General features: G+C 71.3%; 9 protein-coding genes. 4 read left to right on the forward strand and 5 right to left on the reverse strand.

Annotated elements, in window-relative coordinates:
* Positions 1-635 (reverse strand): PQQ-dependent sugar dehydrogenase (locus tag AB0I21_RS56645; RefSeq protein ID WP_360574246.1); only part of this gene is annotated, 635 nt, incomplete at its 3' end.
* A 277-nt stretch (positions 636-912) separates the two neighbouring features.
* Between AB0I21_RS56645 and AB0I21_RS56650 the strand changes: the two genes are divergently transcribed.
* Genes AB0I21_RS56650 through AB0I21_RS56665 form a run of 4 tightly spaced genes read left to right on the forward strand, consistent with a single transcriptional unit; the run spans position 913 to position 4,548 of the window.
* The gene (locus AB0I21_RS56650) at positions 913-1,941 is read left to right on the forward strand and encodes an alcohol dehydrogenase catalytic domain-containing protein (protein WP_360574248.1); all 1,029 of its coding nucleotides are present in this window, start codon (positions 913-915) and stop codon (positions 1,939-1,941) included.
* 5 nt (positions 1,942-1,946) lie between these two features.
* A complete protein-coding gene (locus AB0I21_RS56655; RefSeq protein ID WP_360574259.1) occupies positions 1,947-2,699 on the forward strand; it encodes an SDR family NAD(P)-dependent oxidoreductase in 753 nt (250 codons plus the stop codon).
* Positions 2,696-3,574, forward strand: a complete 879-nt coding sequence (locus AB0I21_RS56660) for an amidohydrolase family protein (RefSeq protein WP_360574250.1) — start codon at positions 2,696-2,698, stop codon at positions 3,572-3,574. The genes AB0I21_RS56655 and AB0I21_RS56660 overlap by 4 nt, the downstream gene beginning before the upstream one ends.
* Positions 3,571-4,548 carry an aldo/keto reductase gene (locus AB0I21_RS56665; RefSeq protein WP_360574252.1) on the forward strand — a complete coding sequence of 326 codons (978 nt, stop codon included), beginning with the start codon at positions 3,571-3,573 and terminating at the stop codon, positions 4,546-4,548. Before AB0I21_RS56660 ends, AB0I21_RS56665 begins: the two co-directional genes overlap by 4 nt.
* A gap of 54 nt (positions 4,549-4,602) precedes the next feature.
* Here the strand turns inward: AB0I21_RS56665 and AB0I21_RS56670 are convergent, their stop codons facing one another.
* The 4 genes from AB0I21_RS56670 to AB0I21_RS56685 form a co-directional block, all read right to left on the reverse strand.
* Positions 4,603-6,105, reverse strand: a complete 1,503-nt coding sequence (locus tag AB0I21_RS56670) for an arabinofuranosidase catalytic domain-containing protein (protein ID WP_360574253.1) — start codon at positions 6,103-6,105, stop codon at positions 4,603-4,605.
* 179 nt (positions 6,106-6,284) lie between these two features.
* Positions 6,285-8,663, reverse strand: coding sequence for a ricin-type beta-trefoil lectin domain protein (locus AB0I21_RS56675; RefSeq protein ID WP_360574255.1), 2,379 nt, complete (start codon positions 8,661-8,663; stop codon positions 6,285-6,287).
* Between the two features lie 66 nt (positions 8,664-8,729).
* Complete coding sequence (locus AB0I21_RS56680) at positions 8,730-10,046, reverse strand: ricin-type beta-trefoil lectin domain protein (RefSeq protein ID WP_360574261.1); 1,317 nt, start codon at positions 10,044-10,046, stop codon at positions 8,730-8,732.
* A gap of 333 nt (positions 10,047-10,379) precedes the next feature.
* The coding region (locus AB0I21_RS56685; protein WP_360574257.1) for a non-reducing end alpha-L-arabinofuranosidase family hydrolase at positions 10,380-11,895 on the reverse strand (1,516 nt) is incomplete at its 5' end.

The following is an 11,895-nucleotide window of genomic DNA, read 5'->3' on the forward strand; positions in this document are numbered from 1 at the left end:
GGCGAGTAGCCGGCGGAGTCGAACGGGTTGGAGTCGTCGCCGGTCGACAGGTACAGGTTGCCGGCCGCGTCGAAGTCGATGTCGCCGCCGACGTGGCAGCAGATGCCGCGGTTCGCGGGCACGTCCAGGATGTTGACCTGGCTGCTCATGTTGACCGTGAAGTCGGCGTTCAGGGTGAACCGCGACAGCCGGTTGACCCCGGCCCACGTCGCCCAGGTCGCGTCCGTGCCGGTGGCGGGTGCGTCGCCCGACGGCGTGCTCAGCGGCGGCGCGTGGTACAGGTAGATGTAGCGGTTGGTGGCGAAGTTGGGGTCGGCCGCGACGCCCTGCAGGCCTTCCTCGTCGTGGGTGTAGACGGGGATGTTGGCGATCACCGACGTGGTGCCGTTGGCGTCGGTGCGCCGCAGCGTGCCGTTCCGGGCGGTGTGCAGGACCGAGCGGTCGGGCAGCACCGAGATGGTCAGCGGCTCGCCGACCTCGGCGAGCCCCTTGGCGAGGGTCACCTGCTGGAAGTCGGCGGCGTTGATGGCCGCCGACGCCGGCGCCGCGGTGATGGCGACGGCCGTGAAACTTCCACCGGCCAGCGCGAGCATCACCGCCGCCGCGCCGCTTCGGTATCGGGGTGTTCGGTTCATGAACCCTCCTGACAGTGCTGGTCAGATGGGCGCGCGCCGCCGCGCCGATTGCAATGCATCGATGCCGCTACGCCGGGCGGTCGAGGGGTGCGCGGCCGGGCCGCCATCGATGCATCGAGCACGTTACATGATTAACGACATACGTCATATGTTTGTCCTGACGTACTGGCATCGGTCGCCCTCCGCATGCGCGATCACCCAGTTGACTGCATACGTCATACGAGTTACGTTTTCGCGGTCCACGAGCCCGGCTGTCCGCCGCACCGGATGGAGTTCGATGAAAGCCGTCGTCTACCGCGGGGCGCGCACCCTCGACATCGAAGAACGCCCCGAAGAGGAGCCCGGCCACGGGGAGCTGGGCATCGCGATCGCCTACACCGGCATCTGCGGGACCGACCTGCACATCTACCACGGCGACATGGACGCGCGGGTCGGCGCGGCGGCGGTGATCGGCCACGAGATGTCGGGGCGGGTCGCCAAGCTCGGTCCGGGCGTCACCGGCTGGTCGGTCGGCCAGCCGGTGACCGTCATGCCGACCCGGTCGTGCGGCCGGTGCGCGGCATGCCGCCGGGGGCATTCCCACATCTGCCACAGCATGCGGTTCCTCGGCATCGACTCCCCCGGTGCGATGCAGTCGCAGTGGAACGTCCCGGCGGACCTCGTGCTCCCGCTGCCGGAGGAGCTGCCGCTGGAGCACGCGGCCCTCATCGAGCCGACCGCGGTCGCCGTCCACGACGTCCGCCGGGCGAACGTCGGCGCCGGCGACCACGTCGTCGTGGTCGGCGGCGGGCCCGTCGGCCTGCTCATCGCCACCGTCGCGCAGCAGCGCCGCGCGCGGGTCCTGCTGGTCGAACCCGACGGATTCCGCCGCCGCGTCGCCGCCGACCTGGGTGTCGAGGCGCTGGACCCGGCCGCGACCGACATCGTGGCGGCCGTGAACGAGCGCACCATGAACGCGGGCGCCGACATCGCCTTCGAGGTCTCCGGGTCGGCCGCCGGGGTCGCCACCGCCGTCGACGTGCTGACCAGCCGGGGCCGCCTGGTCATGGTGGCCATCCATCCGCAGCTGCGCCCCGTCGACCTGCACCGGTTCTTCTGGCGCGAGCTCGAGCTGTTCGGCGCCCGCCTGTACCAGCGCGACGACATGACCGAGGCGATCCGGCTCGTCGCCACCGGCGAGGTTCCCGTGCAGCGGCTGATCTCCCGGGTCGGACCGGTGGACTCCGTCGGCGACGCCTTCACCGCCCTGGAGTCCGGCGGCAGCGTCATGAAGGTCCTGATCGACTGGCAGGAGCAGCCGCGGTGAACCCGATGTTCGACCTCTCGGGACGCACCGCCGTCGTGACCGGCGCCCGGCGGGGCATCGGCCTGGCCATCGCGGAGGCCCTCGCCCTGGCCGGCGCGGACATCATCGGCGTGTCCGCGCAGCTGGAGCCCTCCGGCAGCGACGTCGAGCGGCGGGTCCGGCACGCCGGTCGCAGGTTCACCGCCCTGACCGCCGACCTCGCCGACCGCGCGGCCGTCCACCGTCTCGCCGCCGACCTCGACAGGGTCGGGCCGATCGACATCCTGGTCAACAACGCCGGCACCATCGCCCGCGCCCCGGCCGCCGAGCACTCCGACGAGCTCTGGGACCACGTCATCCAGGTCAACCTCAGCAGCCAGTTCCTGCTCAGCCGCGAGATCGGCCGGGCGATGATCGGGCGCGGCCGAGGAAAGATCATCTTCACCGCCTCGCTGCTGAGCTTCCAGGGCGGCATCAACGTCCCCGGGTACACCGCCGCGAAGTCCGGCGTGGCAGGACTGACCAAGGCGCTGGCCAACGAGTGGGCCGGGCACGGCGTCAACGTCAACGCCATCGCGCCGGGCTACATCGCCACGGACAACACGCAGGCGCTGCGCGACGACCCGGTGCGCCACCGGTCCATCCTGGAGCGGATCCCGGCCGGCCGTTGGGGCAGGTCCGAGGACATCGGCGGGGCGGCGGTGTTCCTGTCCGCGCCGGCGTCGGACTACGTCAACGGCGTCACGCTGCCCGTCGACGGCGGCTGGCTCGGCCGATGAGTCCCAGCGCGGGGCCGGCACCGCGGCAGATCGTCGACGCCCACCACCACCTGTGGGTCCGCGCCCGCCATCCGCAGCCGTGGATCAACGCCACGACGATGAAGGCGATCAACGCCGACTTCACCGTCGCGGACCTGGCCCCGCTGGCCGCCGAGTCCGGTGTCACCCAGACCGTCGTGGTGCAGAGCATCTCCTCGCAGGCCGAGACGAAGGACCTGCTGCGCGAGGCGCACGGGACCGACCTCATCGGCGGCGTCGTCGGCTGGGTGGACCTCACGGCGCCCAACGTCGCCGACCGCATCGCCCGGCTGCGGGCCGGCGTGGGCGGAGACCGGCTCGTCGGCATCCGCCACCTCGTGCAGGAGGAGCCCGAGCCCGGCTTCCTGGACCGGCCGGACCTGCGCCGCGGCGTCGCGGCGGCCGGTGCGGCCGGCCTCGCGTTCGACCTGGTGATCCGCCGCCACCAGCTGCCCGCAGCCGCGCGGCTCGCCCGCGACCTGCCCGGCGTGACGTTCGTCCTGGACCACCTCGGCAAACCCTCGCTGCCCTACTCCAGGCATGGCGGCTGGGCCCGGGACCTGCGAACCTTCGCCCAGCTGCCGAACACGACCGCGAAGCTGTCGGGCCTGGCGACCGAGGCCGACTGGACCTCGTGGACGCCGCGGGAGCTCCGGCCCGCCGTCGAGCACGCGCTGGACACCTTCGGCCCGTCCCGGCTCATGTTCGGCTCCGACTGGCCGGTCTGTCTGCTCGCCACGTCGTACCGGCGCTGGATCGACACCCTCGCCGAGCTGCTGCAGCCGCTGGACCCGGCCGACCAGGCGATGATCTGGGCCGGCAGCGCCCGCCGGGTCTACGGCCTGCGGCCGTCGTGACGCGCCGGGCGCTCCCCCGCCGGCCGGCGGTCGGTCTCACCGCGCTGGGCCTCGGCGCCGCGCAGGGCGGCAACCTGTACCACGCGACCACGGACGAGGACTTCACCGCGGCGGTCGACGCCGCCTGGGACGCCGGCATCCGGTACTTCGACACCGCCCCGCACTACGGGCTGGGACTGTCCGAACGGCGGCTCGGCGCCGCGCTGCGCACGAGGCCGCGCGACACCTACGTGATCTCCACGAAGGTCGGCCGGCTGCTCGTGCCGGCGCCGCGGACCGCGCACCTGCGCGACCCGGAAGGCTTCGACGTCGCCGCGACGCACCGGCGGCACTGGGACTTCAGCCGCGACGGCGTGCGCCGCTCGCTGGAGGAGAGCCTCACCCGCACCGGCCTCGACCGCATCGACATCGTCTACCTGCACGACCCGGACGGGCACTGGCGGCAGGCCGCGTCCGAGGCGGTGCCCGCCCTGACCGAGCTGCGCGACCAGGGTGTCATCGGCGCCGTCGGGGCGGGGATGAACCAGTCGGCGATGCTCACCCGGTTCGTCCAGGAGACCGACATCGACCTGGTGATGTGCGCCGGCCGGTACACCCTGCTCGAGCAGGGCGCGCTGCACGACCTGCTGCCCGCCGCGCAGCGCGCCGGGGTCGGTGTCGTGATCGCCGGCGTCTACAACTCCGGCCTGCTCGCCACGGACCGCCCGCCGGCGGACGCCACGTACGACTACCGGCAGGCGCCCGACGAGCTCATCGACCGCGCGCGCCGCATCGCCGAGATCTGCGAGGCGCACGGCGTCACGCTGCCCGCGGCGGCGCTCGCCTACGTCCGCGCGCACCCGGCCGTCACCGCGACGGTGGTCGGTCTGCGCAGCCGGGCAGAGGTCCTGCAGACCCTGCACCGCGCCGGGACCGACGTCCCCGACGCGCTGTGGGCGTCGCTGCGGAGCGCCGGCCTCCTCGGGACTGTGTGAGCGTGGGCCCCGTCACGCCGCGGCGGGGCCCACCTGGGTGGGTCGGTTGGTCGGTCAGCGGTAGCCGGCCGCGACGATGTTGGCCTGGACCGCGTTCTCCGTCGCGTCGGACGGGTAGCCCGCCACCATCGCGCCTTCGTAGAACGTGCCGGCGCTCTGGTTGGCGCCGCCGTCGGGCTTGCAGCAGTCACCGCCGCTGCCCAGCACGATCGCGCCCTGCTTCTTCATCGGGCTGTAGCCGTTGGGCAGCGCCCCGTCGTACAGGGTGTACAGGCTGCCGGCCTGGGCGTTGCTGCCCTTGATGGCGAAGCGGGACGTGCCGTTGTTCTTCAGCGTCGCCGTGACGAACTTGCTGGTGAAGGCCCGCTGGTTGGAGTTCCACGAACTGCTGCCGCCCGGGAACAGGCCCCATTCCAGGTCCGCCTGCACCCACGGCCCGGAGCCGGAGCAGCCGCCGAACCAGCAACTGGTGCCGAAGTAGATCGCGTCCATGGCGCCGGCGGCGTCGGCCTTGCGGGTCGTCTCGCTGTTGCCGTAGTCGAAGCAGCAGCCGCTGTTGACGTGGGTGCCGCTGGTCACCATGTACATGCCCTCGGGCGCGCTGCCGGTCGGCACGCCGGTCAGGTGCCCGTCGCGCCAGTAGCTGTTGCCGGGGTTGATGTACAGCGAATACGCCTTGCCGCCGCCGACCGTCAGCGACTCGGTGGTCGCCCTCGCCGGGCTGCTCTGCGGTGAGCCGGGCACCACGCTCGATCCCTGGTACCACAGGTCGTTGCCGCGCCCGGACTGGTCGTAGAGCACGGTGATCACGCAGGTCGTGCCGGCGCAGAAGGAGTCCTGGGCGGACGCGTTCGCGGTGCCGCCGGCCGCCACCACGCCGATGTTGCGGGTGGTGTTGTCCGAGGAGCGCCGCACCTGGTACAGGTTGCCGCTGTAGGCACTGAACAGGGCCCGGACGGTGCTGTGCGCGGCGACGCACGGCGTGCCACCGGCGGCGTAGATGTCGCACGGCCCGCCTGTGCCGCCCGGCGGCGGCGGTGACGAGAGCGTCCACTGCTGGTTGGTCTGGCCGCCGCACGCGTACAGGATGATCTTCGTGCCGTTCGCGGTGCCCCGGCCCGTGGCGTCCAGGCACAGGCCGGACTGCACGCCGGTGATCGAGCCGTTGGCGTTGACGTTCCACTGCTGGTTGGTCTGCCCGTTGCAGTCCCAGATGATGACCGGGGTGTTGTTGGCGGTACCGCGGCCGCTGGCGTCGAGGCACTTGTTGCCGTACACGGTCAGCTGCTTGGCGGCGGTGTAGGTCCACGACTGGCCCGCGGCGCTGCCGCAGTCCCACAGCTGGACCTGGGTGCCGTTGGTGGTGCTGGAGCTCGGCACGTCGACGCAGCGACCGGAGCCGGCGCCGACGATCTGCTGGGGCGTGTCGGCCGCCAGGGCCGCTCGGCTCAGCGTCACCGCGGCGGCGGCGGCGAGCAGCAGCGTGACGGTGACGGCCAGGATGGTGCCGCGGCGGGCCGCGGAGTGTCCGGCCGGTGCGTCCGCCGGCCCCGCCATGGGCGGCATCGTGTCATGGCGCGGGCCCATCAGCGCCGCGTCCAGCGTCGTGCGGCGGCCCGTGGGGTGCGTTGCATGTGGCCCTCCTTCATGTGTTCCGTCCGGTTGCCGGGGGGGGTGCGGCCCCGGCCGTCCGATGTGGACGGCCGGGGACGCGGCGCCCGCCGCGGGTGAATCGGTCAGGCCCGGATCCAGGTCTGGTTGCTGCCGCCGTTGCAGGTCCACAGCTGCACCGCGGTGCCGTTGGCGGTGCCGGCGCCGTTGACGTCCAGGCACAGCCCGGACCCGTTGGCGACGATCGAGCCGTCGGCGTTGACCCGCCACTGCTGGCCTGCGCCGCCGTTGCAGGTCCAGATCCGCGCCCGGGTGCCCTGCGTGGTGCCGGCCACGTCGAGGCACTTGTTGCCGTAGACGGTGAGCTGGTTGCCGGAGGTGAGCGTCCATTGCTGGTTCGCGCCGCCGTTGCAGTCCCAGATCTGCACGACCGTGCCGTCGGCCTGGCCGGCGCCGTTGACGTCCAGGCACCGGTTGGAGCCGGCGCCGCGGACCTCACCGGTCGACCCGCCCGAGGTGCCGACGGGGGTGACCGTGAGGTTGTCGAACTGCGCCGTGACGCCCTGACCGGTGCCGTACCCGATCTGGCCGGCGACCCAGGTCGAGTCCGACACGGAGCCGACCGTGGCGCCGTCGACGGACGCGGTCAGCGTGCTGCCGTTGAGCGTCAGCGACAGGGTGTGCCAGCGCCCGGTGCCCAGCGCCGCCGTGGTGCCGCCGGCGAGGGTCCGCCAGTTGCCGCTGGTGTTGTTGCTGCGGATCGACCAGGCGCCGGTGTCGGTGACCCGGAAGTAGTACCCGTTGAGGTTCTGCGGGCCCTGGTGGTCGTACGTGTTGCCGCGGCCGATGAGCTGCGCGTAGCCGGACTTCTCCAGCATGACGTCGGAGGAGACGGTGTAGTTGCGCCAGGTCAGGTCGCCCAGCAGGGTGAACGGGTCGGCGTGGCCGGACGTCCAGTAGATCGGCGCCTGCTCCGACATCTGCCGCACGCACCGCCCGGACCGGCCGCCCCCGCAGGCGGCGACCTCGAACGAGCCCTGCTGGTCCATCAGGTACGTGGCCTCGCGGCCGGCGGCGTAGCTGTCGAAGGTGTCGCCGTACGGCAGCTTCAGGTTGCCCTGCGCCGGGCTGACCGCGGTGCCCTTGCCCTGCCCCGTGGTGGTGGTGATGCTGTACACGTAGCCGGGCTGGACGGTGAGGGAGAAGGCCCCGCCGGAGGGCGTGATGTCGGCGCCGCGCACGAAGTGATCGGCAGGGTTGTTGGACCGGACGTTGGTGGACCACACCCGCACCGTGCCGGTGGACAGGCCGCCGGTGACGGTGAAGTTGAGTGTCTGCGCCGCACCGGCGTCCATCGTCTCGATGATCGTGCTGTAGTCGCTGCCGGCGGGCGAGCGCAGCGAGACGTAGCTGCCGTTGTTGCGGTTGCCGCCGATGTAGCCGCTGGAGCTGTCCAGGTAGCGCCAGCCCGGGGCGGTGAACTGGGTGGTCTGCGCCATCACCCACGCGTTCTTGCCGATCGAGTAGGCACCGGACCACGGCTGCGACGCCACCGCCACGCCCGTGGTCGCCCACGGGATGTTCGGCGTGATCGCGGCGACGGCCGGCCAGTTGATGTAGGCGGTCATCCGCCCGTCGACGTAGCCGCGGTTGATGCCACGGGCGAGCGCCTGCGCACCGGCGTTGTAGTCGTCGGAGCCGTTCTCGCTGGCCCACAGCGCCTTGCCGGTGGCCAGCGCGTTGCTGGAGCTGGGGCAGCTGCTCTGGGCGCTGCGGTACCCGCACACGTAGTGGCTGCCGAACGCGGACACGGCGCCGGCGAACGCGCTGTCGCGCAGTGCGTCGTCGGCGGCGGACCAGCCGAAGTCGTCCGACGCGACGATCTTCACGCCGCCGTAGCCGTGTGAGTTCAGTGCTGTGCGCAGGTTCTTGTACCAGGCGACGTTGTAGCCCTTCTCGTTCCAGCCGCCCAGGTAGTTGATCGTCAGCCCGTGCGTGCCGGCGCAGTCCAGCCACGCCACGAGGTAGTCGATCGAGTCGTTGGACCAGAAGTTGCCGTTGCCGATCCAGCCGGGTGCGCCCCACGCCAGCCCGACCAGGCTGATGTTGGGGTTGCGGGCCTTGGCCTGCTCCATCAGCCACCACTCGTATCCGCGGTTGCAGTTCACGGCCCCGCGGGTGTGCTCGTGGCTGGGCTCCGCGCCGGAGGTCGAGTTGGTGTCGCCGCCGATCTCCACCTTCAGGATCTGCATCGCCGCGCCGTAGCCCGGCTTGAACAGGTAGTTCAGGATGTCGCTGCGCTGCGGCTCCGGGTAGTCGATCAGCAGCCGGCTGTTGCCGCCTCCCCCGCTGACCGCGCCGATGCCGTCGAGCACGCGCCCACCGGACGAGCCGTTGATGGTGACCGCGGTGGCCGCCTGCGCGGGGGCACCGGACGCCACCAGTGCGGCCGCCGCGGCCAGCACCACCGCGGCGATCGTCGCCGCGCCGCTCCTCGTTGCCATGGTGTTCCTCATCTTCTGTCGGGGAGGTGGCGCCGGATCAGCCGGCCGGCGCCACCGGTGAGCCGGTCAGCCGCGCAGGCTCCACTGCTGGTTGGTGCCGCCGTGGCAGGCCCACAGCTGGACCTTCGTGCCGTTGGCCGTGCCGTTGGCGCTGGCGTCCAGGCACAGCCCGGACTGCACGCCGGTGACGCTGCCGTTGGCGTTGACGGTCCACTGCTGGTTGGGCTGGCCGTTGCAGTCCCAGATGACGACGGTGGTGCCGTTGGCGGTGCCCTGACCGTTGGCATCCAGGCACTTGTTGCCGTACACCGTCAGCTGCCGGTTGGCGGTGTAGGTGAAGCGCTGGTTGGTGCCCCCGTGGCAGTCCCACAGCTGCAGCTGGGTGCCGTTCGTCGTGCTGCTGCCGGGCACGTCGAGGCAGCGGCCGGATCCGGTGCTGACGACCGTGACGTTGGACTGTCCCGGCTGCGGGCTCCCCGACGGGCTGCTGGACGGGCTGCCCGGCGGCTGCGAGCTCGGCGTCGTGCCGCCGGCGAAGGACGAGATGAACTGCCACGCCTCGGTCTTGGTCCACGTCCTGGTGCCGTCCTCGCATCCGGAGCACCCGTCGACCGGGCCGGGGCCGTGACCGCCGTCGAACGCGGCCCACCGCACCGGGTATCCGGCGCGGCAGGAGTAGGCGGTCGTGATGTGCCGGCCGCTGCCGGGCGACGGCTCCGGCGCGTTCTGGGCGGTGCAGCCGTTGTTGCGCAGGAACGTGTCGCGCAGCTGGCGCCCGGAGGCGATGTTCAGGACGTTGTCGGAGATGCCGTGGATGCCGAAGTAGCCGATCGGCTGGCTGCCGCCGCTGCAGCCGGACAGCTGCGCGCCGGAGTAGACCACGACCGCCCGGAACACGGTGGCCCGGCCGCAGGCGATGGCGTAGCTCATCCCGCCCCCGTAGCTGAACCCCATGGCGAACAGCTGCGTGGTGTCGACGCAGAGGTCGTTCTCGACCATCCGGACCATGTCGTCGGTGAAGGTGATGTCCTGGCCGTTGGTGTTGGCCCAGCCGTTGCCGATGCCCTGCGGCGCGACGAGGATCGCGCTGTTGCCGGACTGCTGCTGCATGCCGTAGTAGGACCACGAGGTGCCGCTGGTGCCGCCGGAGGCGACGTCGTTCATCGTGCCGCCGCGCCAGTGGTAGCCGAAGATCAGCCGGTACGGGCGGGTGTTGCTGTACCCGTCGGGGATACGCAGGATGAAGCTGCGGCTCTGACCGCCGCTCTGGATGGTGTAGCTGCCGCTGCGCAGCGTCGGGGTCTTGCCGCAGCCGGCCGTCGTGGCCGCCGATGCCGACGGCATGGTCATCGTCGTGACGGCCACGACTCCCGCGGCCACCATGGCCACGGCGCCGAGCGCCGCGAGCCAGCGGGGCTTCTGTCGGGTGCTCACAGGTGGGTCTCCTTCGGTCGGCGGCAGCGCTTCCGGGTTGGCGGTGGAGGCGCTGCCTGCGCAGCCAGGGCCGGGGCGGGACGGCAGGGGCTGCGACGGGGGTGGTACCGAGGATCGAACCTCGGGCGAAACATAATTCGTATGATGTCTATCGTCAAGAGATGCGGCGTCTTCGATATCTGCCGGACCTCGCATCCGCCGCTGCGAGCGTGCCTGATGCATTGCCGGCACCGGACACGCCCGAGCGGTCGGGAGGGCGGGCCGCCGCCGCGGCCCGCAATCTCATCGCTGCAACGTCAGCACACCCGGCCGCCACGGCAGCTGGTTGTAGTCGCCGCCCGCGCTGGGGTTCTTGCCCTGGTACAGCAACTGCAGGTTGCACGGGTCGATGGTCTTGGTCTGGTCGGGGTTGGTGCGGACCAGATCACCGTGGCTGATGTCGTTGGTCCAGGTCGCGCCGCTGTTGGCCTTGCCGGCGAACGGGTTGCTCTCACTGGCGGCCTGCGGGGTCCACGACCCGCTCAGGCTGGAGGACGTGAACGAACGGAAGTAGCGGCCGTTGGCGCCGATCGCCTCGACGATCATCAGGTACTGGTTCTGCCCCTGGACCTTGTAGACCTCGACGGCCTCGAACAGGTTGTACTGCGAGTCGCTCATGATCGTGTCGTAGCTGGAGCCGAAGTTGCCCGGGAAGTTCCCGATCGGCATGCTCGCCCGGTAGATCTTGCCGTTGTCGCCGGCGAAGAACAGGTACATGTTCTGGCCGTCGCCGATGAGCGTCTGGTCGATGACGCCGGTGCCGGAGCCGGTGATGCTGCCGGTGAACAGCGCCTGCGGCGCGGACCAGCCGTTGGGGTTGGTCGGGTCGCTGGAGGTCTTGTAGTTGAACGCGTTGGGACCCCACTGGTAGGCCAGCACCCAGATGTTCTTCGGGGCGAAGTACAGCAGCGTCGGCGCCACCGTGCCCTGGCTCATCCCGGTCTGGGTGGCCGAGGCCATGTCGGACCAGTTGGTGAAGAGGCCGAAGCTCATCGAGCCGTACGACCCTCCGCTGGAGACGTTCGACGCGTAGACCAGGTGCTTGCCGTTGTAGACGACGTTGGTGAAGTCCTTGAGCGACACCCACCCGTTCTGCGGGTTCGTCAGCGGGCCGGTCGACGACCAGCGGTACGACGACGGCAGCGAGCACGACCCGCCCGGCGACTGCGACGGCGACGACGGCGGGGGCGAGGTGGGGCCGCCGAGCGAGACCAGCTTGAACTGCTGGTTGGCCTGGCCGTGGCAGTCGTACAGCTGAACCTGCTGCCCGTTGGCGGTGCCCCACACGTCCAGGCAGCGGCCGGACTGCACGCCGCTGATGGTGCCGTTGGCGTTGACGTTCCACTGCTGGTTGGCCTGGCCGTTGCAGTCCCAGATGATGACGGCGGTGCCGTTGGCGGTGCCCTGCGCGTTGGCGTCCAGGCACTTGTTGCCGTACACCTGCAGCGCCTTGCCGGAGGTGTACGTCCACCGCTGGTTGCTCTGCCCGTGGCAGTCGTACAGCTGCACCCGTGTGCCGTTGGTCTGCGTCGCGTTGGGCACGTCGATGCACCGGCCCGACTGCGTCCCCACGATCTGGTTCGTGCCGCCGGGCACACCCGGCGACGTGCCGCCCGTGGGGCTGACGGTGGGGCTCACCGTGGGCGAGGTGGTGGGGCTCGCGGCGTTGAGGGCGTTGAGGACCGAGGTGTACGCGGCCTTCTTGTTGCCGCCGCCGTCGAAGAGCAGCGGGCTCTCGTTGGAGCGCCACGAGTCGCTG

It is taken from the genome of Dactylosporangium sp. NPDC050588 (assembly GCF_040654975.1).
Taxonomy (GTDB): Bacteria; Actinomycetota; Actinomycetes; order Mycobacteriales; family Micromonosporaceae; genus Dactylosporangium; species Dactylosporangium maewongense.